Source organism: Bacillus sp. D48C (assembly GCF_053345735.1).
This window is the reverse complement of the sequence record NZ_JBKFAQ010000015.1, coordinates 77,203-100,407: the sequence shown is the minus strand read 5'-3', so window position 1 is coordinate 100,407 and position 23,205 is coordinate 77,203. Positions and strand designations below refer to the sequence as shown.

17 protein-coding genes and 4 other annotated features are annotated in these 23,205 nt (G+C 34.8%); of the genes, 3 read left to right on the top strand and 14 right to left on the bottom strand.

Annotated features, from left to right (window positions below):
- The first annotated feature begins 110 nt into the window (after positions 1–110).
- Positions 111–908, top strand: a complete 798-nt coding sequence (locus ACLBXA_RS26075) for a lipid II flippase Amj family protein (RefSeq protein ID WP_000028912.1) — start codon at positions 111–113, stop codon at positions 906–908.
- A 24-nt stretch (positions 909–932) separates the two neighbouring features.
- On the top strand, positions 933–1,508 hold the full coding sequence (locus tag ACLBXA_RS26070; RefSeq protein ID WP_000695364.1) for a nucleotidyltransferase family protein: 576 nt from the start codon (positions 933–935) through the stop codon (positions 1,506–1,508).
- Between the two features lie 36 nt (positions 1,509–1,544).
- On the opposite strand, the gene ACLBXA_RS26065 is transcribed toward ACLBXA_RS26070, so the two are convergent.
- The 3 genes from ACLBXA_RS26065 to aspS all read right to left on the bottom strand — a co-directional run bounded on the left by ACLBXA_RS26065 (position 1,545) and on the right by aspS (position 5,659).
- Complete coding sequence (locus ACLBXA_RS26065) at positions 1,545–2,450, bottom strand: alpha/beta fold hydrolase (protein ID WP_001284944.1); 906 nt, start codon at positions 2,448–2,450, stop codon at positions 1,545–1,547.
- Between the two features lie 46 nt (positions 2,451–2,496).
- Positions 2,497–3,837 (bottom strand): sodium-dependent transporter, encoded by a 1,341-nt coding sequence (locus ACLBXA_RS26060; protein ID WP_000814513.1) that lies wholly within the window; start codon positions 3,835–3,837, stop codon positions 2,497–2,499.
- A 116-nt stretch (positions 3,838–3,953) separates the two neighbouring features.
- Positions 3,954–4,202 (bottom strand) — a binding site (T-box leader).
- 158 nt (positions 4,203–4,360) lie between these two features.
- The gene (gene aspS, locus ACLBXA_RS26055; RefSeq protein ID WP_001084712.1) at positions 4,361–5,659 is read right to left on the bottom strand and encodes an aspartate--tRNA(Asn) ligase; all 1,299 of its coding nucleotides are present in this window, start codon (positions 5,657–5,659) and stop codon (positions 4,361–4,363) included.
- 106 nt (positions 5,660–5,765) lie between these two features.
- Positions 5,766–5,979 (bottom strand) — a binding site (T-box leader).
- 224 nt (positions 5,980–6,203) lie between these two features.
- Here aspS and ACLBXA_RS26050 point away from each other — a divergent pair.
- Positions 6,204–6,683, top strand: a complete 480-nt coding sequence (locus tag ACLBXA_RS26050; RefSeq protein WP_001167923.1) for a hypothetical protein — start codon at positions 6,204–6,206, stop codon at positions 6,681–6,683.
- Between the two features lie 106 nt (positions 6,684–6,789).
- On the opposite strand, the gene ACLBXA_RS26045 is transcribed toward ACLBXA_RS26050, so the two are convergent.
- The 11 genes from ACLBXA_RS26045 to ACLBXA_RS25995 all read right to left on the bottom strand — a co-directional run bounded on the left by ACLBXA_RS26045 (position 6,790) and on the right by ACLBXA_RS25995 (position 23,183).
- Complete coding sequence (locus ACLBXA_RS26045) at positions 6,790–8,301, bottom strand: M36 family metallopeptidase (protein WP_000482263.1); 1,512 nt, start codon at positions 8,299–8,301, stop codon at positions 6,790–6,792.
- Between the two features lie 321 nt (positions 8,302–8,622).
- A complete protein-coding gene (gene ileS, locus ACLBXA_RS26040; protein WP_000754898.1) occupies positions 8,623–11,724 on the bottom strand; it encodes an isoleucine--tRNA ligase in 3,102 nt (1,033 codons plus the stop codon).
- 54 nt (positions 11,725–11,778) lie between these two features.
- Positions 11,779–12,019, bottom strand: a binding site (T-box leader).
- A gap of 91 nt (positions 12,020–12,110) precedes the next feature.
- Positions 12,111–16,313 carry a tetratricopeptide repeat protein gene (locus tag ACLBXA_RS26035; protein ID WP_447617587.1) on the bottom strand — a complete coding sequence of 1,401 codons (4,203 nt, stop codon included), beginning with the start codon at positions 16,311–16,313 and terminating at the stop codon, positions 12,111–12,113.
- Between the two features lie 316 nt (positions 16,314–16,629).
- A complete protein-coding gene (locus tag ACLBXA_RS26030; RefSeq protein WP_048535825.1) occupies positions 16,630–17,508 on the bottom strand; it encodes a class I SAM-dependent methyltransferase in 879 nt (292 codons plus the stop codon).
- A gap of 137 nt (positions 17,509–17,645) precedes the next feature.
- Complete coding sequence (locus ACLBXA_RS26025) at positions 17,646–17,864, bottom strand: hypothetical protein (protein WP_063675285.1); 219 nt, start codon at positions 17,862–17,864, stop codon at positions 17,646–17,648.
- Positions 17,865–17,893: 29 nt separating this feature from the next.
- A complete protein-coding gene (locus ACLBXA_RS26020) occupies positions 17,894–18,223 on the bottom strand; it encodes a DUF2085 domain-containing protein (protein WP_000621475.1) in 330 nt (109 codons plus the stop codon).
- A gap of 112 nt (positions 18,224–18,335) precedes the next feature.
- On the bottom strand, positions 18,336–20,024 hold the full coding sequence (argS, locus tag ACLBXA_RS26015) for an arginine--tRNA ligase (protein ID WP_063675284.1): 1,689 nt from the start codon (positions 20,022–20,024) through the stop codon (positions 18,336–18,338).
- A 45-nt stretch (positions 20,025–20,069) separates the two neighbouring features.
- Positions 20,070–20,284 (bottom strand) — a binding site (T-box leader).
- Between the two features lie 40 nt (positions 20,285–20,324).
- A complete protein-coding gene (locus ACLBXA_RS26010; RefSeq protein WP_150158001.1) occupies positions 20,325–21,101 on the bottom strand; it encodes a class I SAM-dependent methyltransferase in 777 nt (258 codons plus the stop codon).
- A gap of 49 nt (positions 21,102–21,150) precedes the next feature.
- A complete protein-coding gene (locus ACLBXA_RS26005) occupies positions 21,151–21,585 on the bottom strand; it encodes a BrxA/BrxB family bacilliredoxin (RefSeq protein ID WP_000063708.1) in 435 nt (144 codons plus the stop codon).
- 83 nt (positions 21,586–21,668) lie between these two features.
- Entirely contained in the window at positions 21,669–22,052 is a 384-nt protein-coding gene (locus tag ACLBXA_RS26000) for a thiol-disulfide oxidoreductase DCC family protein (protein WP_000634874.1), read from the bottom strand.
- A gap of 3 nt (positions 22,053–22,055) precedes the next feature.
- Positions 22,056–23,183, bottom strand: a complete 1,128-nt coding sequence (locus tag ACLBXA_RS25995) for a conserved virulence factor C family protein (RefSeq protein WP_000692582.1) — start codon at positions 23,181–23,183, stop codon at positions 22,056–22,058.
- Between the last annotated feature and the right edge of the window lie 22 nt (positions 23,184–23,205).

Below are 23,205 nucleotides of genomic sequence, written 5' to 3'. Positions count from 1 at the left end.
ATTTTTTCGAAAAATCAATTTCCATATGTCACATACTTTCAGTTACAAAATACGATAGATATGATAAAGTAAAAAAGTTACAATTATTTTAATAGAAACTGGTGAAACAAATGTCAATTACGTTAATTTTTATAATGGCTTTCACAATTGTAATCCACGCAGTTGAAACAAGCTCTTATAGTATTCGATTAGCGGGGGTTCGTTTAAAGAAGATTGCTGTCGCATTATCCGTCGTAGGAATTGTATTACTCATTTCAAGAACGTCAAACTTACTACAAGCCTTTTTACTTGGCGGGATTGTGGACGAAGCAAAACTAGATCCTTCTATTGATTTAGAGCATATTATACGTCTTGTACTATTATCTGCTTCTATCGGTACATTGCTTGCGATTATACTGTATCCAACTTTGACAAAACTATTTGGATATGTCATTCAAAACTTTGAAACAGACGGTTCTTTCATTCGAATGATGAAAACGAATAACATTCAAAAATTAAAGTACACAAAAAAATATGTCCGCTTTCCAAAGTTAGAAATGATTCATAGACTGCGTATCGGTGGTATTCCAAAGCGTATTATGCTTATTAACATGTTTGCTACTGCTATTTATACAGCTGGGGTACTTTCTGCCCTTTACGCTTCTTTTTTAAATCCAGATTATGCAACAAATGCAAGTACAGCTTCTGGCCTTGTAAATGGTTTCGCCACTATTTTATTAACTGTATTACTCGATCCACGCATTGCTCTTTTAACAGAACGTGCTTTACAATCAGAAAGCGGTGCTGAATCTATGAGTAAAATGTATGGTTGGCTAATGATTTCTAGACTTCTCGGCACATTATTGGCACAACTACTATTTGTACCAGGTGCTTACTGGATTTTATGGATTATTGAACTTATGCATTAATTTACTAGAAAGGTGAATTTATCAATGAAGATCAAAACAGAGAAAGATATAATTCGCTTAATAGAAAACGACGAATGGATGATGAATGTATTACAAATGGCAAAATCACTAGAGTTACCTGATTGGTGGGTTTGTGCCGGCTTTGTTCGTTCTAAAATTTGGGATACTTTACATGACTATGAAGCTAAAACGGCTATGCCTGATGTTGATGTGATTTATTATGATAGTCTACATCAAGATGAGATATACGAACAATCATTAGAAACGAAATTAATGAATATTGATGCTACTATTCCTTGGTCTGTAAAAAATCAAGCTCGTATGCATGTAGTGAATAATATGCCACCATATTCTTCTTCTGTTAATGCTATTTCTAAATTCCCTGAAACAGCAACGGCTTTAGGAGTTACACTTGATGAACTAAACAATGTTATATTAACAGCCCCATGTGGTATTGAAGATGTCCTTTCCTTACAAGTGAGACCAACAGCTCATTTTCTTAAATCGAAAGAACGATTACATATGTACAAAAACAGAGTTATAAAAAAGAATTGGCAAAGTAAGTGGCCTAACATCACAATCACATATCCAGAAATTTAGAAAGAGTGCCTCTCATTTATAGAAGCACCCTTTTCTTCATTTCAAAAAATGTATGACTGTTTCTGCAAATCTATCTGCTTCCTCATAATGAGGTGAATGACCGCTCTCTTCAAATACGATATACTTGCCGTTTCGGGCATCTTTATTAAATGTTTTAATTTGTTCTTCACACGTTACTACATCATGTTTTCCTACTATTAATAACATTAGATTTTGTACATCTTTTATTTTTGATAATAATGATGTATGACATGCTCCCTCTAATTTTAATCTATCAAAGTGCATTTTGGAGCGATTTGAAAATATTTCCCACTCTTCATCACTGTATAAACTCTCATCTGTCCTATCTTCCTTATTATTGTAAATCTCCATTCTTTTTTCTTCTAATTCAGCGCTTAATCTTATATAAGCTTCTAACAACTCTTCTGAACTAGCATCGCTAGATGAATAAGCAAAGCACTCTTTTGCTACTTCTTCTTTTCCATACTTTTTTAATAAATGCCCTGTCTTTTGCAACAAAGCTCTACTTGTTAATGCAAAATCAAAAGTTGGTCCTTCAAATATTATTTTCTCTATTGAACTTGGATATATCGACGCATAAAGCAATGCTACATATCCACCGAAAGAATGTCCAATTATAGACCACTTCTCAATTTGTAATACTTTTTTTAATTCCTCACAGTCTTCAATCAAATCATTTAATCCAAAAGCTTCGTCTTCAGTAATTTTTTCTGAACGACCAACACCTCTTTGATCTATCATAATTACATATAGAGAATCTTTTAAACGTTCCGCTTGATGAAATGAAAAATCATAACAACTCTCTCCTGGTCCACCATGCAAGTATAAGACTGGCTTATTTTTAGGATTTCCATGTGTTTCAACGTATAGCTTTTTCCCTCTAATATTCATATACTCTCCTGTTTCTATCAAATTCGCCATAAACATCACCATCTTCTTTTTTCACTGAATATTATAACATTTAATGTTAAATAATCCCTATTACATTTAAGAAGACGATAATGATTGCGAGCGGTGCTACAAATCGAAGTAAAAATGCCCAACAAGTAAATACTTTCTTTCCATAATTTCCACCTACAAAAAACTCTGCTTCTAGTATCTTCTTTTCCATTTTGAATGAAACGAAAATACTAATAAATAGTGCTCCAAGTGGCATTAATATATTACTAGATAAGAAGTCTACTGCATCAAAAATATTCTTTCCGAAAATCGTAATATCACTCCATACTCCAAATGATAACGCTGATGGTATACCTACTAAGAAAATGCCGAAACCGATCAGCCATGATAATTTCGTTCTCTTTTCTTGTTCACCATTTGCTAATGCTGAAACAACAGTTTCTAGTAGAGAAAATGCCGATGTTAATGTCGCAAATGTAAATAGTGCAAGGAATACTGTTAAGAAAAATCCACCGAATGGGATTTGACTAAATACAGATGGTAATACGATAAATAGTAATCCAGGTCCTTCTGTCGGCTCCATTCCTAATGAAAATACGGCCGGAAAAATGGCAAGACCTGCAAATAAAGAAACAAATAAATTCAATCCAACAATTGTTATTGCTGATTTTGGTAAACTTTCTTTTTTATTTAAATAGGAACTATAGGTAACCATAATTGAAATCCCGATACTAATTGCAAAGAATGATTGCCCCATTGCGAACAAAATACTTTCCGAAGTAATCTTTGAGAAATCTGGTTGTAAGAAAAACTTCACACCTTTCATAGCATCATCAAGTGTTAACGAACGAATAATAAGAGCGACAAATAAAACGAACAATGCTGGCAACATATATTTACTTGCTTTTTCAATTCCGTTTTGTACACCCTTTGATACAACCCATATCGTAATGAACATAAAAGCGAAATGTCCCATAATAGCCCAAGTGGGATTCCCAATTGTTTCAGTAAATAATGCTCCGTAATTTTGTCCCGGTGCAATTAGTTGTCCAGTAATTCCTCTGAATAAATAAATTAACACCCATCCACCTACAACACTATAAAATGAAAGTAGTATAAAACACGTTCCAACACCAAGGCGTCCAATCCAGTGCCACCCTGTATTTGGTGCAATACTTTTAAATGCGCCAACTGCTTGTTTCTGCGTACTACGTCCAATCATAAATTCAGCTATAAGTAGTGGTAATCCAATTAATATAGTAAATAATATAAAGATTAAAAAGAATGCTCCTCCCCCGCTCTTCCCGGCGATATAAGGAAACTTCCATATTGCGCCAAGTCCAATTGCTGATCCTGCTGCAGCCATTATAAAACCTAATTTCGAAGTCCATTGCTCCGTTTGTTTCATCTCATTTTCCTCCTAATTAAATCTTTTTATATAGATAAATAAATTTTATAGACCTATCCAAATAAACCCTCCACTTCTTTTTCCATATAATAAAAAAATGGCCTAGCATCTCTATATAAAGAGACGCTAAGCCATTTACTTAACGCGGTACCACCCTTATTGATTCCATTATGAATCCACCTTAGTAGTAATCGTTTGATTACAAACCTAATATCGAAGGTTAACCGTTAAGATTTACTAAGAATGTGATTCCGTTCCACCTTACTGCTCCTAGGCGAGTTCAGGATGTCATTTGACTATGTCGCACCAACCCATAGCTCTCTGTACAAATACATGACCTTACTACTCCTATTCAACACATTGTAATATTTAGAATATATTTTCTTTTGAAATTAATATGAAGTATATCGGTTATATTTGTAACTGTCAAGGGGTATATTAATTTTTTGTCGAAATGGTTCATATTGATAACTCACTTTTACTAAGCTTATTAGCAAAAGAAAGAGTCTATATTTTCATCTTTTTACGGTATAAGACGAGTACAATCTCTCGGAAAAGCACTCGCCTCTCGTACATTTGTTAATTCTAATAGTTTATATACAATCCTTTCTAACCCAATTCCGAAACCTCCATGCGGGGGACAACCGTATCGGAATGTATTTAAATAAGATTGAAATTTCTCTGGGTGTAATCCTTTTTCTTTAAACGAAGCGAGTAACATTTCATAATTATGAATTCGCTGTGCCCCTGACGTTATTTCTAACCCTTTATATAATAAGTCGAATGAATCAGTAATAGCTGGATTCTCTTTATTTTGCATCGTATACATCGGTCTCGCTTCTTTCGGATAATGTGTAATGAAAACAAATTCACTATTATATGTTTCCTTTACATATTTCCCTAGTAACTTTTCACCTTCTGTATCTAAATCCCCTACAGGAGATTCTTTACGATACTTACTTTTCAAAATTTCTTGTGCTTCTAACAATGTAATTTTAGGTATTTCAGTAATAACAGGTACTTCTATTTGTAATAGTTGTAGTTCTATTTCACATTTTTTCGCTACTTGTTGAAACATATATCGTAAAACATCCGTTTCTAGTTGCATCACTTCATAAAAATCATGAATAAAACCAAGTTCTACGTCTAACGATATATATTCATTCAAATGACGGGAAGAATTATGATGTTCCGCTCTATATACAGGTGCAATTTCAAAAACTCGTTCTAACCCACCTGCCACCATCATTTGCTTATAGAACTGTGGTGATTGTGCTAAATAAGCTTCTTTTTGGAAGTATGGAAGCTTAAAAACATTTGCTCCTCCTTCTGCCCCTTGCGAAACAATTTTCGGCGTAAAGATCCGTGTGAAATCGTTCTCTATAAGAATTTCACTAAAGCTCTGAACGAGTGTAGATTTCACTTTAAAAATCGCTGCGGTTCGCTCATGCCTTAATGATATTACTCGCTCATTAAGTAGTTGATCTAAGCCCACTTGTAACTTCTTTTTATTTATTTCAAATGGAAGTGGTTCTGCACCGTTTATTACTTTCACTTCATGAGCAAGTACTTCAACACCCAATTCTGTTTTCGACGTCTCGACTATTTCACCGATTACATGGACAACACTTTCTACATCAACTTTATATCCAGCCAATCCATTCTCTAATACACATTGAATTACTCCTGTTCTGTCCCGTAATAATAAAAAACTAACATTTCCAAGATGCCGAATTTTTTTTACCCATCCTTGAAGTAATACAACCTTTCCACTTTGCTTTGTACATTCTTTTGTGAGTGAACGCTTCATTATTGAATTCATTATTTTTCCCTCCAGTAATTTTATATTTATTTACGTTATTGTTGTCATCGTCATCATCCACGGTCACTCACCCCCCTTTCAAAGAATACAAAAATCCGCCCCTATAAATAGGGACGGATTTTTTTCCGCGGTACCACCCAAATTGTCATACTGACCATCTTAGCCCTGATAACGGTAGGTACCGTTTGCTTTTACTAATAATCACGTTCAAAGCAACACTCACAGGTGTCTTTCCATCATGCGGTATCACAACCTTCTCAGCAACCGGCTGCTCTCTGTAGACCTTTGCACCATGTACTTTTCCTGATCATCACTTTTTATATTTACAGAGTATTCTAACTTCTAACTTTATAAAATGCAAGATTTTTTTGAAACATTCTGATTTTCTAACTCCTAACTGCTTCTAAAACGGGAAAAGTTAATTTTGTAATACATATTCTTATGTATCAAATCCGAAATTACACATCTAATATTTTCCTATTTTTTACATAAAAACCGTATTTTTCACGCATATTAATAAACAAATTTAAAGTGAGGTGTGCATATGCAAAAAGCAATTAGTTTCTTTCTCCTATTGTTTTGCCTAATTGTAGTAAACGAAACATACGCCTATTCACCAAAATCTTTACCAATCTCTCAAAACTCTGGTCAATGGCTAGTGAATATTGATAAACCGAAAAAAACAAACAAAAATATGCTTCAAGCTAAAAAAGATGAATTTCAAACATATCATTTTTCAGTAAAGAATATCGGGAATAGTGAAGTATATAACGTAAACGTCGAAGTATTCCGCAACGAACCAAATAAGAAAACGAAATATGAACTCTTTTCCCTAAAGGAAAGTCGTTTAGCAAGTGGAAAAACTGGATTTGAACACGCTAATTTACCTGTTGCTACAAAAGCGGATGAGGTTGATGTTATTATTACATGGCAAGAACACCCATTCCGATTGATGCGAAATGGTCAAAAAGTTGAATCTAGAAAATTTAAAGAACATTTTGTTTTTAAAGAAGCTAAAAAGTAAATGGGATACGGATATATTCACACTATCATTGATATAGCTTTATTTACTAGTACCAGTTCGTAAGCAAATTAAAAAGTCGTGGCTTATAATGCCACGACTTTTTATATTAATTCGTACTAATGCCTCTCGCTGCCCAAATACGATCGATATCAGCAGCATGTTGTCCGCCATATAAAAGAGCATCTGCTTGCTTAATCGCTTTTGCTCCATCACTGAATTTAGAGTTTGGTGTTAATGACCAGTGTGATTGTAAAATGATTTTTGTTGCTACATCACGGCCAAAAGCTTGTGCCATTTCGTATTGACCTTGTGCCCAAATTTCACCATCATCATGCACTTCATTCGTTATATCTTTCGGATATACTTTATTCGTATCTAATCGGCGTAAGCATGTTGGATCTGAACTAGAGTAAGCTGTCGCATCCCATTCTCCAACACATGCTTTTCCGTATCCTGTAGTCGATACTGCATCTTCATATGTAGCACCTAAGAAGTCGCCAAATCCTTCTCCCATCGCTCCGCCTTCTGCTGAACTACCAAAGCCAGGAACTTGGTTATCTTGAATCGAATGCCCATACTCATGTGCGATAATACCAGCATCTTCTGCATCATCAACACCGCCAGTACCGAAAGTTAAAGCTTTTGTTGATGGAGAATAGAATGAATTATCATCAGTTGTACCATTAACATTCACTTTTATCGAACGGTTATTAATATTTTTAAAACCTAACCCTTGAATGTAACGCTGTAATGTATCGATATGATAATACGACATCACATCTTCAAAGCTATCATTTGCACGTGTATAGTTAAATTGTAAATTCGTAGATTTTGTTTTCGCTTTTGAAGAAATCGTTACATATTCTCCAATTAAAAATCCTGTTCCATCTAAACCTTTTAACGTAACAGTTTTCAGTTGGTTCGTTAGAGCTGTTGAATCTGCATCGTTATTATCTTTTAAGCCTACTTTACTACCGCTAGATACTACTGGGTTAGGTAAAAATACTTTTCCTGACCCTTCAGCTTTTCGGTTTATATCAACCTTTTTAATTAACTTTCCATTTTCTGCATCAATAAATGTTTCCCATGCACCAAATGGATTATTAGAATGGACTACAACTTTATATACTGGACGAGCCATTCCTTCTTCAACAATATATCCGAATTCTTTCTCTGTAGGAGCCCATAAGTTTTGCTCACTTGCTTCTCCAACATACGCCATTGATTTTTGTATTGCATCTTTTTCACTAATTTTTGTCGTTACTTCCTTCACACCTGTAACAGGCTGATAATCAGAAACAGCGAGTACTCCCTTTCCTTCTCCGTTAAGAGTAACTGTAATTTGTTTTGAAAATACAGGAGCACCGTTAACAACTTGTTGGAACCTAACATATGAAGCTACTGACGTTTCTGTTGTAGAAATATATTGCAAGTCTGAAAGGTCTGCCTTCAATCCATACTGCGCAGCATTTTCTTTTAAATATTCAGTTGCTTTTTTCTGTGGCGAATAAGCTTCTAACTTTACTTGCTGTTGTTTTTCCAATGCCGAAACCGTAGAAATCGTCCCCATTACTAACGGCACAGTCATTGCCATTGCCACCATTTTTTTATTAAACATAGAACCACTCCCCCTAATAAAGTAGCTCAACCTTATCCCGTTACCACTCAGCAATCATTCTCCACAAAATGGAGGGATAAAAATTGAATCTAGGAGTAATTCTCTATGGACAATTCTATTACCTTTCCATTTGAGGTAAGTGAAATTTTCTCAATATTTATGTGTAAAGTGAAAACAATACTGTAGAAATATATTTCTACAGTATTGTTTTCGGTACGCTATGAAAAAAGAAAATTGCTAGTAATCCTATCGAATGTATAGTCAAATAAATTCTAATCATACAAAAAAGGAAGTTGGAATCATTCCAACTTCCTTTTTTCTTTAATTAGCCGCACTTAATTTAATTCTAAGTTTTGTCTCACCTAAAGAAAGTTCATCGTCTTCGTTCGTTAAGTGACCAAATGTAAATTGTTTAACGAGTAAGTTTTCTTCCAATAAATCTTTATGGTTCGTTAACGTTCGCTGTAGCTCTACTTCTGTATCGAGAATAACATCGACTCGTAAATTAACTGGTAAATTCAACTGTTTACGATATTCTTGAACCGCACGAATGAATTCACGCGCTACTCCTTCTTGTAACAATTCTTCCGTTACATTCGTATCTAACATAACTGTGTATTGTCCGTTAGTCGTATTAGAAAATCCTGATTTTGCAACTTTCTCAACTAACACATCTTCAGCAGTTACAACTACTTCTTCTCCTGGTGTTGCTTCGTAAACTGCTCTTCCTGTTGATACAAAGTTTTGCACTTCTTCTTGTGATAATTGTTTTAGCCAACCATTCACTGCATTCACATTTTTACCGAACTTCGGCCCCGCTGTTTTAAAATTAAGCTTCAATTGATATGATGTGTATTTTGTTTCATCGAGTTCAACATGGAACGCTTTTACATTTAACTCATCCATAACGATATCACGATAAGATTCCCAATCCATATCATTCTCGTTATGCTCAAGTAATACAAGTTCTGCTAGCGGCTGTTTTACTTTTAAAGAATGCTGATTACGGTTACTTCTTCCAAGTTCAACAACTTGTAAAACAGCATCCATTTCCGCTTCTAATTTCGGCTGAAGTAGTGATTCATTGACAACTGGATAATCAGCTAAATGAACACTACTTCCTTCTAAATTAAGATGAATGTCTTCCGCGACAAACGGTGTGAATGGTGCAATTAATTTACTAATTGTTACAAGTACTTCATGAAGTGTCTCATACGCAGCAGCTTTTTCAGCGTTCATACCAGATTCCCAGAAACGATTACGTGAGCGTCTTACATACCAGTTACTCACTTCATCTACAAGTGCTGCAATTTCACGAGCTGCATTCGTAAATTGATAATCATCAAGTGCTGTTCTCACTTTTTTCGTTGTACTATGCAATCTTGATAATACCCATTCGTCTAATTTCGTACGCTTTACATCATACGTTTCTTTCGGGTTATACTCATCTAAATTTGCATATAAAACGTAGAAGCTATACACATTGACTAATGTATCTACAAATTTAGATTTCGCTTCCAGTACGGTTCTTTCAGAAAAACGCTTCGCATTCCACGGAGCACTATCAACAAGTAAAGCCCATCTTAGCGCATCTGCACCAAACTTATCTACTAAATCAACTGGATCTAGTGCATTCCCTTTACTTTTAGACATTTTCTGCCCTTCTTCATCTAAAACATGCCCTAGTGATAACACTCGTTTATACGGTACTTTTCCTGTATACAGTGCTGAGACTGCTAATAAACTATAAAACCAGCCGCGTGTTTGATCAATTCCCTCTGCAATAACATCAGCTGGAAACTGCTCTTCAAATAACTCTTTATTTTCAAATGGGTAATGATATTGTGCAAATGGCATGGAACCACTATCAAACCAAACATCAATTACTTCTGGTGTACGATTCATTGTGCCTCCGCATTTTTCGCAGCAGACTTGAACTTCATCTACATAAGGCTTATGCAATTCTAAATCTTCCGGTGTTTCTTTCGTACTATGCTTTCTTAATTTGGCAATGCTTTTCGGCGCAAACTGATGATCACAACTTTCACATTCCCATACGTTTAATGGCGTTCCCCAATATCTATTTCGGCTAATATTCCAGTCCACCATATTTTCTAAAAACTTACCAAAGCGTCCATGTTTCATATGATCCGGATACCAAGTAACTGAATCATTATTTTGTAAAAATGTATCTTTAATTGCAGTTGTTCGGATTAACCAACTTTCTCCTGCATAATAAAGAAGTGGTGAATCACAACGCCAGCAATGTGGATAGCTATGTTCATATTTTTCTTTATGATATAGTAAACCTTCTTTCGCTAAATAACGAACAATGTCAACGTCACAATCTTTTACAAATTTACCTTTCAAAAATGGTACCGCTTCTGTATACTCACCTTTTTCATCTACAACGTGCAAGAATGACAATCCTTCACTTTGAACAACTCTATAATCGTCCTCTCCATATGCTGGAGCAATATGAACAAGTCCTGTACCACTATCTGCCGTTACAAACTCTGCTGCGATAACGCGGTAACCATTTGTAACTTCTTTCATCGGAAATGGCGCTGTATAAGATGTGTTTAATAATTCTTCGCCTTTATGAACAGATAATACTTCATAGTTTTCTTTTAATACTTCTTGTACACGTTCTTTCGCAACAATGTATACATGACCTTCTTGTTTTGCTTTAACATATTCCATATTTGGATGTACAGCAAGCGCTACGTTTGCTGGAAGTGTCCAAGGCGTTGTTGTCCAGCCTAAGAAATACTCATTTTCACTATCTTTCACTTTAAACTTCACAGTTGCACTTAAATCTTTTACTGTTTTATACCCTTGTGCAACCTCATGTGAGCTCAATGAGGTTTGGCAGCTTGGACAGTATGGTGAAACTCTATGTCCTTTATATAACAATCCTTTTTCATGGATTGTTCCCAAAATATGCCATACACTTTCGATATATGGATTCTTTAAAGTTACATATGGATCATCCATATCTACCCAATAACCAATACTTTCAGTGAATTCACGCCACTGCTTTTCATATGTGAAAACACTCTCTTTACACTTTTGAATAAATGGTTCAATGCCATATTCTTCGATCTCATGTTTACCAGAAATACCAAGTTGCTTCTCAACACCTAGTTCTACAGGTAAACCATGTGTATCCCATCCTGCTTTTCTTACTACTTTATAACCAGCCATCGTTTTATATCTTGCTACTAAATCTTTAATTGCCCGACCAAGTGCATGGCCGACGTGTGGTAAACCGTTCGCCGTTGGTGGTCCTTCATAAAACACAAACGATTGCGCGCCTTCTCGATTCTGAATTGATTGTTCAAAAATGCTTTGTTCGTTCCACTGCTTACGAATACGTGTTTCTCTCCCTACAGCTGACTCTTTTACATCTACTTTCTTCATCTACAATCACTCCTTTGAATGTTTTAAAAGCACACAAAAAACCCGTCCCTATGAAGTAGGGACGGGTTTACCCGCGTTACCACCCTAATTCTATTAGCTTTTTCACTAATAGCGCTTAGCAACGTACTATCATACGTGTTCTTTGTAACGGTAGACATCCGTCCGGGCTTACTCACTTTCAGCCTCGGCTCCTCGGAGATGATTTTCAAATAACGTCTGCCCACCGGCTTTCAGCAATATACCGGCTCTCTGGAGAACAGTTCACTATTTTACTCTTTCTCGTCTTCAGATTTGTATACTTTGTTAAAAGTTATTTTATGCCATTTGACAACTAATTGTCAACTAATTCAAAATATATCCTTATCTTTTCCCCTATTCTTATACAATTACTTTTCAAATTCTCGCAATGCTGCTAAATTTTCATCATCCTCAATAAGTTCAGCAAAGAATCCCGATTCATCCTCACGAAGGACAATTTCAAGCTCTTTCTTCGCCTCTTCATTTCTATTTAACTGTGCTAAATAACAAGCACGATCATATCTTGCTAACAAATCACTTGCATCCATTGTTAATACTTCATTTGCTATTTTTTCTGCCTTTAGTGTTTGGCCGGCACCATGATATGAAGACGCTAAAGAAAGGAGAATTGCTGTTTCATTTGGATGATTTATAGAAGCATTTTCTAATAGATGAATTGCCTCTTCAAACCTTTCTTGACTTTGATACATTTCTCCTAAAGCAAGAAATGCTCTACTTACGAACGGTGTTTGCTCCATTAATTGTAAGATCATCTTTTCTGCTTTTCTTTCTTCCCCTGCTTTAAAGAATACTTGTGCTTGCAGAAGAAGTGTATCATAATCATCTGGTAGTTCTCGAACCATTTGCTTCGTTAATTCCAAAGCATCTCTTAACATATCTTCTTCCTCGCACTCAACGAAAAGATTTACAAGTTGCTTCGCTACTTCATAATCCCATCTATTTTCTAGTGATGTGTGCAAAATCTCTATTGCTTCTTTATTCATCTCTACATTCTCATAAAATAGCGCAAATCGCTGTGCTGCCATACTATTTTTCGGATTTAACTTTAAAGAGATTTCATATAAATCAATTATCATAGTAACCATTGAAATTTCTTTCGCACGATTTTTCATACGATAAAAAGCTCTCGTAATGATAGATCGTTTTGGCTGTTCATGCAGCTGCCGTTCAATCCATATTTCCGTAACCGCAGCTGCAGCATACATGAATGCTGTACTTCTTTCTGCTTTTTTCACCTTTAACGTATGAAGAAAATCTCGTATGTTAGACAATTTTTTATGTTGCTCTACTGCTTTTACATAAACATCAAATATACGTTCATTATCAAAATCTTTTTGTATTACTTTCATTGCAACTTCAATTGCTTTTACATTTCTTTTTTTCACTAATACTTTTGCATAATGATATAGAACTTCTATATGCTCACCATCTAATTGTAGCGCGTATTCAATCTGTTCTTGTTCTTTATCTATTTCATTCATCGCACCATGCACATATGCAATCGCATCTAAACGCCATATTTCAGGTACTTCGTCCGCTAATTGTTCTAGTTCCGTCAGCAATTCTTCCTGAAGATTCATATCTACTGAAAGCTGTGCCAAATATTCCATATTAATATGCAATGGCTCTTCCTTCATCGCCTGAACCATATGACTTTGTTCTTTAGAACGGTTTTCTTCTTTTTCGTATATTTCCGCAAGCTGTAAATGTACACCTACGAAATTCCCATCAAGCTCTAAACATGTTTCATACGCTTGTTTTGCTTCCGTCAATTGCCCTAATGCCATAAGTGTTTCACCAATTCGGTAATACGGTAATGCCGTGTCCTTTTGTTCTATCGCCTTATTATATCTTTTCATCGCTTGGCCATACTGTCCAATAGATTCATATAAAATACCTGCATAACAACCGTACTCACTTACTTCATTTCTTTCTTTGTGTAACGTTCTTAAAAACGCTATACCTCGTTGTACAAATTCCGTTCCTTTAATTCGATTCACATATTCATCTAACGCACTTGCTACATTATAATCACTTTTCTTTATACCATTTTCTAACTTAGATAGCGCTACTTTAAACCCTTCTTCATTTCCACCAAGTTCAATTTCAGCATCCCATAAAACCATTCCTGCATTCATGAGGAAATCTTGGCTCTTTTCAATTTGCTTCTCAAGACCAAGAATATATTCTTTTGCTTCCTTGTATTGTTCTCTTGCCATATAAACTTGTGTAAGTCCGAAGTGAGAATAAACATCCTCATCATTTTCTTCTAAAGCACGCTTATACAATACTTCTGCTTCTTCCAAGCTATCATTTTGAAAATGATAGTCACCTAATTTTACGTAAAGAGATGCTTTATCATCACAATTCTCAATACCGTTTAATAAAATTTCTTTCGTACTTTCCTCATCCTTCAAATCAGATTCGTATATTTCCGAAAGTTTTGTATAAATGTAAGGTGCATTACTATCCAAATGAATCGCTACTTTAAGCCCTTTTATTGCTAAATATAATTTTCCTAGTTGATGTGCACATCTCGCTCGTTCATACCATACATGTGCTTCATATTTATATTCTTTTAACAAGTCATTAAAGATTTCATATGCTTCTTCATATCTTTCTAAATCTATTAATATTATACCGTGATTCGTTAAAGTAAACCTTTCAGGACTACGCTCTAACGCAACTTGAGAGTATTGCAATGCTTTTTCAGATTGATCAATATACATATAGGATAAAGCGAGAAAACTCCAAGCAATAGGCTGATCTGCGTCTAATTGTAACGATGAACGAAAGCTTGAAATTGCTTCTATATAACTTTCCTGCTCAAAAGCATATCTTCCATTTATCAAATGATATAATGCACGATTATTTTTCTTCTCAACGCTTGTCAGCATTTGCTCGGCTTTGTCTACTTCCTGAAGACGAATAAAACACTGTGCACCATGCAATTTAACAAAGTCCGAGTTCGGAAACTTTTCCATTAACTTATCGATACAATATAAAATAAATTCTTTATCTACTTCAACATCTAAGTGCTTTATCGTATATAACCACGTATTTGGATTATCACTCGTTTCTTTTAAAAATTGTACTAAGTTACTAATTCCCTCTTTGTCATGTTCATCTAAATGATCCGTAAGAGAAAAAATAGATTTAAAATAACGATTTTCTTCTTCACTTAGAAACGCTAGTTGCTCCTTCTTTTCTTTCGGAACAAACGTGATTGCTAAACAGCCTGTATAACGATATTTTTCTTGTAATTTACTATATTCCACAAGAACTGGTTCTATAAAGTTTGGATCTTGAACATAGAAAGCTTGCAATGTATCATCATATCCAGATAGAACTTGTACGTGTGAAGCATGCTCAATATCTATACTTAATAAAACAGGAATTCCTTCGTCAATCAGTCTCTTATAATTCTCTTCATTCCCTTTAAAATAACGATATTCATAACCTAATTCTTCTAAATAAGAAACAGTATCTGAAAACTTCGAACCTGTCATATCAAAAATAAACTCTGCTATTTCATCTTGTGTACGTTTCTCTCCCCATATACGCAACATCATCTCTAAACTTGTCGGAACACAATAATTATCCTTTTGTACAATAGGAACTATCGGCAAGTGAACCTTTTTTCCATCCGGATTTTTTTCTAAATTATGATATAAAGATTCTTTTAAACTCTTTTCTTCTCTTAATAGCTTTTGTAAATCTGCAAACTTATTCATTTTGTACAACGCTTCTGCACGTAAATGTACAAAGTAAGTATTATAGGCATGATATGGCAGCTGAGTATTTATGTTATCTATTACCGCTAACATTTCTTCATATTGCTCTAAATCTAATAAATACTTTACCTTCTCAAAATGAAAATATGGTACTTGTGGGAATTTTACAATTGCATCATCGATTAACTGTATCGCGCGTTTTTGTTCTCCTTTATTCGCATACAATTGTGATAATAAATAGGTAGATAACTCTTCACAATCTTCATGCTGCATGCCAGCAATAAATTGTTCTTCCGCTTTCGCCCATTCACCTGTATGCATATAAACGTAGCCCCATTTATCAAACACTGAGCGTGCACTGTACTCCTCTGCTTTTTGCATATACATTAACGCTTCTTCGTTTCGTTTCATTTCTAAAAGACATCGTACTAACGTAAAATATGTTTTCGCTAAAAAATCTGCATCTATTTCTTCTTTATTACTCTCTTCTAAAGTTTCTTTTAACAACTGCTCCGCTTCAAGAATTTTCCGCTCATCAATTAACTCATCACAATATAAAGAGAGCGTTCTCATATTTGGGAATTTTTTATAAGCGTAACGAATGAGGAATGAACTGTATTGGTGCATAAGCCCTTCATCAGTAAGGCGAATTAATATATCGAACTCCTTATGCGAAGGAATATTGGCAAGCCAATTCTTCACAGAGGATAAAGTATTCGTTTCTTTTATATATGCAATTTCATTATTTATTTCCTGTAATCCATCTACAAATCTCTTGTCTTTTAAACAAGTTTCTAACTGCTTAAAATCTAGCATGCATTCACCTCGAATTTATATTTAAACTGCTACTTGCTTAGATTTTACACACCATATAGTATGTATTCAACTAAAATCTCTTATAATGGATGGTATTAATTAATATTATTCAAATTTATAACAAAATATAGTAAAAATGATTGTTTTTCTCCGTATTTTGTTTAATTATATGGAATAACGTAACATGCGGTTTTAATCTTGTAGAAGCTGAAATTAGTACATAAAATTATATCGGCGATAATTCAAATATATCAGCGATTCTATGTCGAATATCGACTTATCGACATTAAACGACAATCCTTATACATCATACCTTTTAACAAACTATGTCACCAAATGTAATTTTCATATTGGGAGCGTATACAAAAGAAGAATACACATGAAATATTTTAAAAAATCGTAGTTCAGCTTCATATTGAGCTAGCGCATTATCATATGTTAATCCTCTGGCTATTAAACGTTCTACAAATTGTTGCTTATCACCCGGATCACCTGCAATCCCCTCTTCTTTTAATGATTGATACAAATCGTTTTTATCATTGTGATGCATATTTGAATCTAAAAAGTTCACTTTATCGCTTACTCTACATTCAATATTTTTCACACCTAATTCACTTAAATATATCGGTATTTTCATGCCTATATTGCCATCTTTACCATTTCTTTGCGTATCACTTTCAAATAATTTCTGCAAAACACCTAGCTGAATAAATTCCGATTGTTTCTCCCCATCTAGTAAATAAGAAGCCATATTAGAAATCCAATGTGGTTCAAAACAGATTATTTTCCCACCCTTTTTAACTGAATGTATCATTTTTTCTAGCATTGTTTCTGGAGTAGTCATATGTAATAAGAAAGCATGACAGATTGCTATATCGTATTTATCGTTCAGTTCAATTTCTGTAGCATCTCCTTCAAGAAATTCTGAATCATACGGAAGTAAACGAAACAACTCTCTGGCTTCAGCTAATAATGTTTCTCCACTATCAATACCTGTATACTTTGAACCTTCTGGGAGTAATGGCATTAATACTAATCCTAAATAACCATATCCACAACCGTAATCAACGATATGTACAGGCTTAGTAATCTTCCAAACTGTATTTACTAAAAAGCTTACATAATCGTCGTTGTAATATAAATCTCTCGTGTTTTTTAAATATGTTAGTTTATTGTTCCAATCATACGTTTCCAACATCTAACGCCTCCTTTTATATACAAAACTAAAGTTCTCTATATAATAGCCGTATTCCTACACTTTTCTTAAAATTTCAAAGCAAAAAAGCTAGTGTATTTTTAATAATACACTAGCTTTTTATTTGGAAGAAAAATTTAACAAGTACAATCACAATCAAAACAATCCGTACAGTCTAAATCGTCACAATCTGCTTTTCTCTTTCTTTTGTTTCTTTTAAGATAATAATATAGTAGCCCAAACAATAGTATACAAATAACAAAAGCTATTATTGCTTCTGTATACTTATTTTGAATCATAAAACCAGTTCCACTTCCGCCTGAAATAAAAATTAGAATTAAGTAAATCCAGAACATCTATGTAAATACCTCCATTACTATATATCTTAAGATAATATCCATATAACACTAGAGGAAATGAATAATCCCATACCATTACCGCTTAATACACCAGTAGTTATTCTTAGCAAATTTGAGCTACTTCTCCATTTCCACTTTTGGGTGAACCCATCGATAAGTAACGGAATTTGAGCGAAAAATGATAGTATGATTGCCAAAAGAAATGAAGGTGTCATATAAAAATAAATTGGAAACATTAAAATACCAATAAGCATGCCTGTACAACGCGCACATAAAGGTATGTACTTTTGTAGTTTAAAAAAACTCCTATCTAATCTTCTATGACAAGGAATTTGTAAAATAAAAGTTCGAATCAATATGAATCACCCTCTCTAAAAAGATTTTAATTGATTTTGCAAAAAAAATATATATCCAATAAAAAAACAAACCAGGTTTATACTAGACCCAGTTTGTCAGTTTACTACTATGTTACATTTCCTCAGGTGCCTCCACCCCAAGTAAACGTAATCCTTCTTTTAATACAACCGTCACAGCATAAACCAATGCGAGTCTGCTGTCTTTTTCTTTGCTCTCTTCTAATATACGAACATTACCGTAATATTTATTGAATGATTGTGCTACATCTAATATATATTTCGAAATAATCGATGGCTCATTTTTATTGAAAGCTGCTTCAATTATTTGCGGGAATTTATTTAGTAATTTTACGACACTCCAGCTATGATCGTCTTTTAAAGCAAATGTACATGTTTCAAATTCTACACTTTCTTTTCTTAAAATAGAACAAGCACGTGCATGTGTGTACTGTACGTACGGGCCTGTTTCTCCTTCAAATTTCAGCATGTTTTCTAATGAGAATTCAATATTGTGCATACGCTCATTTTTTAAATCGTGGAAGATGACTGCACCAACACCGACTTGCTTTGCTACTACTTCTTTTTGTTTTAAGTTTGGATTTTTCTCTTCAATATTTTGTTTTGCAAGTTCGATTGCTTCTTCGAGTACTTCTTCAAGTAAAATAACTCTTCCTTTACGTGTCGACATTTTCTTACCATCTTTTAAAATGAAGCCAAACGGTACGTGTTCCATACCATCAACCCAAGTATAGCCAAGTTTTTTTAATACGGTGAAAAATTGATTGAAATGTAAGCTTTGTTCTGGACCAACAACATATAGCGCTTTATCAAACCCATAAGTGTTTTGACGATATAAAGCTGCCGTTAAGTCACGCGTTGCATAAATCGTCGCACCATCTGATTTTCTAATTAAGCAAGGCGGCATTCCTTCTTCTTCTAAATTAACGACTAATGCACCTTCTGATTCTTCAAGCAACTCATGTTCTTCTAAAATCCCAATAAAATCTTCCATTAAATTATTATAAAATGCTTCTCCCTGAAAATTAGTAAATTCTACGCCGAGAAGTTCATAAATGCGAGAAAATTCTTTAAGGGACTCATGACGGAACCAATTCCAAAGCTCTACCGCTTCTTCATCACCTTCTTCTAATTTCTTAAACCAAGCACGTCCTTCTTCTTCTAGTTCTTCGTCGTCTTTTACCTCTTCATGGAATTGGACATATAACTTAAATAGCTCACGTATTGGATCTTCTTTAACTACTGCTTCATTTCCCCATTTTTTATAAGCCGTAATTAACTTTCCAAACTGTGTTCCCCAATCTCCTATATAATTAATCCCTACAACTTCATAGCCACATTTTTCAGCGATATGTTTCAGCGAATTTCCTATCATTGTAGAACGTAAATGCCCCATCGAAAAAGGTTTCGCGATATTAGGAGAGGAATAATCAATTACTACTGTTTTTTCACAGCCAAAGTGGTTTTGACCGAACTCTTCTTTCTCCGCTAAAACTGTTTTTAATACTGCATCACTTACAGTTTCACGATTGAAAAATACATTTACATAAGGACCAACGGCTTCTACTTTCATAAAAAACGGATTATTTAATTTCTCAGCAACTTCCTTTGCGATAAGAGCTGGTGCTTTTTTATATTGCTTCGCTAATGAAAAGCATGGGAACGCTGCATCTCCAAATTCATCTTGTTTCGGTGTTTCAATTAAATCTAAAATTTGTTTTTGCGTTAATTCATTCGTGAAAATATTAGATAAACTTTCCGCAAACTGCATTTTATAATCCATGATACAACCTCCTTATTTTTTAAAACACAAAAAACTCGTCTCTAAAAAAGAGACGAGTTTTAACCCGTGGTACCACCCTTGTTGTTCGTTACGAACCACTTTCCCGTTTATAACGAGGACAGGGGGCCTCGGCTTTCTCTACTATTCGTTCAAGAAGCATCTCCGAAGTGCGCTTCATCTTTTTCTTCCGTACTAGGCTCACACCATCCCCAGCTCGCTTTCCTTCTAAAAAAGACTACTCTCTTCATCACAGACAGTATATTTAATTAATTATTGCTTATTATACATCTTTTCAAACAATTAGCAAGGGTCAATTACACCAAAGTGAAACTTAGCACTTTTTCTTTTGTATACGTGAAAATTGTGTTTTTCAAATCTAGAACTACGGAAATAATCTTTTAATACGACACGCTTTCTCGCCACTCGCTTCGCCTTCGCAATTGTTTCGTCAGTAATATCATGATACAAAGCGAAGTGTTTTAATCCTTTAATTCCGTCAGATTCTATGACAGTTTCTTCAAACATAGGATCAAGGTAAACGACATCGTAACTATCGTCTTCACATTGCGCTAAAAATGAAAAATGCTCCGTTTGCTTTACTAGGATTCTTTGCATTGCTTCATCGATTTCAGAAACAGATGAAGACCATGTTTTCAAACCATTTCTCATGATATAAGCCATATATTCATTGCCTTCAAGTCCTGTTACTGTTCCACTTTCACCAACAACATAACTAGCTACAATACTATCTGATGCCATACCGAGCGTACAATCTAACACTGTCATTCCGCTCTCTAATTTAGCAGCTTGTACAAACGGATCGTGCTCTCCACGCATTAACCTTTTCACACGAAACATCGCTGAGTTCGGATGAAAGAAAAATGATTCTTCCGTACCTTTCGGATAAATAGCTAATCGGTTCTTTCCTACGACAAGTACATCTTGTTCATACTGCTCATGTAATTTATGCACTGGTATATCATTACGTAAAATAAAAGAACGATTTAATTCTTCTGCTACCTCCTTTGCATATGCTGTCATTTCTTTATTTGTTCTTCCTGCTGTTGTTACTATCATTCTTTCACCTCTATATAAAGAAAAGAGGGAGATTTACTCTCCCCCTTCCTTAGCAATTCTTTTCGAAAGCTTGCTCTAAGTTCGTAATAATTTCGTCCATAGTTGCACCTTCAATTTCATGACGGTGAATGAAGTGAACAACTTCTTTTCCATTTAATAATGCCATAGATGGTGAAGATGGAGGGATTTCTCCGAAGTATTCACGCATTTTTGCGGTAGCATCTTTATCTTGACCTGCGAATACAGTTACAAGATGATCAGGTTGTTTTTCAGCACGAACAACCGCTTGACCTGCTGATGGACGTGCTAAACCAGCTGCACAACCACAAACAGAGTTTACAACTACTAAAGTTGTACCTGATGTATTTTCCATAAATTCTGTTACAGCTTCTTCTGTAGTTAACTCTTCAAACCCAGAGCGCACTAACTCTTGGCGCATTGGGATTACCATTTGGCGCATGTATTCTTCATAAGCATTTGACATCTTGTAATCTCTCCTTCAACTTTCATTCCAAATTCATCATATCACGCTCTATTACTAGGTGCAAAAGAAAGATTACGATGATTTCATTTTTTTGTAGGGATTTCACAAACCCCACCGCGGCAATGTCCAACTGGGACAAGTTTTCTATTGTTAGCGATATAATCGTATACTTTACTTCCAAAACCAAGTACGATAGATAGCTTTATAAAAGGAACGGCAAACCAATAAGATGGTACGGCCTTTGCTAATACATCTATGCTCTGAATGCCGTCATACCACTTATTATTTTTAAAAATATACAGTCTTTGTTCCATCTTACTTTGTAGTTCTTGAGAAAGCTCATACTTCTCAACTACATCTTCATCTCGAAATGAAACAAATTTCATCTTACCTTTTTTATCTAATTTTTTCGTACGTTCTGCAACGGCCGTACACATCGGACACCAACTATCATAGAAAACAATCATATATTATTCCCCTTTACGAGACTCTGTCATTTGTTTCCATACAGAACCTTTTGCTTCTTCTCCGCCTTCAATACGCTCTAATGCTAGACGCGCTTGCATCGCTACTTCAAACTCTGGATCATCTTGCGCTGCTTTTAATGCTGGAATTGCACTTTCATCTCCAAGCTCAAATAAGAACATAGCTGCACGCCAGCGTACTAATTTACTTGAATCTTTCAGAGATTTAATCATAACGAACATCGCTGCTGGATCACCTACGTCTGATAAGCAATCGCCTGCTGTACGGCGAACACTTACTGAACGATCTAATAACGCTTTATATAATAATGGCAATACTCCATCACCTTTTACCATACCTAAATACGCAGTTGCTAAACGGCGGATCGAAACTTTTTCATCATCTAACGCCATCTTCAACACTGGAATATCTTCTTCAGTAGGATCCATTTGTTCTAATGCTGCAAAACGGTTTTTCCAGTCAGAATCTTTCATCATCTCTTCTGTTACTTTATATGGCTCACGCTTTTGAATCGTTACTTCAACAGCACCTGCTTGATTTAATAATTCTTTAACCGTTTCATTTACACGTTCTTCTGAATAAGCAGCAACAATCTCTTCCACTACTTCTTTCCCGATTTCTTCAAAGTTACCGTAACGTGTACTTTGTTCCACCCATTTACGCTCTTTTACAACGTTTGGTGCAGACATTTGCACTTTCATAATTGATTCTTTAAAACGATCTGGTAAACCAACACGTTCTTCCGTCGTTCCATCTGTTAACTTTACTTGCATTGGAATTGTAAAGAACATTTGAACAAACACTTTCACTTCTCCAAAATGAGCAAGTTGTTGTTCTTCACTTTCTTCCACTACTTCTTCGCCGAAAACAGCACGAACTTGTTGTAATAAAACTTTCCAGTCATACTTCGCATTTCGCTCCACTGCTAAAAAGTCGGCTACATGATATACACCTTTAATGCCTTCAATTTTCAAAATTTCTTGCACTTGCATTGGTGCTTGTTCTTTATTTTCATTTGTATAATTATTACGCGCTCCTGATGGTAATACTTCATTCAAAATAACTTTCATTGTATTTGGACTTGGCGTCGGTTCAATTGCTTTAATCTTCACGTAAAAAACTCTCCTTTATTGC

Bases quoted from the DNA above. Each gene is read 5' to 3' on its own strand.
- argS (WP_063675284.1), bottom strand. From the start codon at position 20,024: ATGGATTATAAAATGCAGTTTGCGGAAAGTTTATCTAATATTTTCACG.
- ACLBXA_RS26070 (WP_000695364.1), top strand. From the start codon at position 933: ATGAAGATCAAAACAGAGAAAGATATAATTCGCTTAATAGAAAACGAC.
- ACLBXA_RS26045 (WP_000482263.1), bottom strand. From the start codon at position 8,301: ATGTTTAATAAAAAAATGGTGGCAATGGCAATGACTGTGCCGTTAGTA.
- ACLBXA_RS26050 (WP_001167923.1), top strand. From the start codon at position 6,204: ATGCAAAAAGCAATTAGTTTCTTTCTCCTATTGTTTTGCCTAATTGTA.
- ACLBXA_RS26010 (WP_150158001.1), bottom strand. From the start codon at position 21,101: ATGATAGTAACAACAGCAGGAAGAACAAATAAAGAAATGACAGCATAT.
- ACLBXA_RS26065 (WP_001284944.1), bottom strand. From the start codon at position 2,450: ATGGCGAATTTGATAGAAACAGGAGAGTATATGAATATTAGAGGGAAA.
- aspS (WP_001084712.1), bottom strand. From the start codon at position 5,659: ATGAATTCAATAATGAAGCGTTCACTCACAAAAGAATGTACAAAGCAA.
- ACLBXA_RS26035 (WP_447617587.1), bottom strand. From the start codon at position 16,313: ATGCTAGATTTTAAGCAGTTAGAAACTTGTTTAAAAGACAAGAGATTT.
- ileS (WP_000754898.1), bottom strand. From the start codon at position 11,724: ATGAAGAAAGTAGATGTAAAAGAGTCAGCTGTAGGGAGAGAAACACGT.
- ACLBXA_RS26000 (WP_000634874.1), bottom strand. From the start codon at position 22,052: ATGATTGTTTTCTATGATAGTTGGTGTCCGATGTGTACGGCCGTTGCA.
- ACLBXA_RS26025 (WP_063675285.1), bottom strand. From the start codon at position 17,864: ATGTTCTGGATTTACTTAATTCTAATTTTTATTTCAGGCGGAAGTGGA.
- ACLBXA_RS26060 (WP_000814513.1), bottom strand. From the start codon at position 3,837: ATGAAACAAACGGAGCAATGGACTTCGAAATTAGGTTTTATAATGGCT.
- ACLBXA_RS26005 (WP_000063708.1), bottom strand. From the start codon at position 21,585: ATGTCAAATGCTTATGAAGAATACATGCGCCAAATGGTAATCCCAATG.
- ACLBXA_RS26075 (WP_000028912.1), top strand. From the start codon at position 111: ATGTCAATTACGTTAATTTTTATAATGGCTTTCACAATTGTAATCCAC.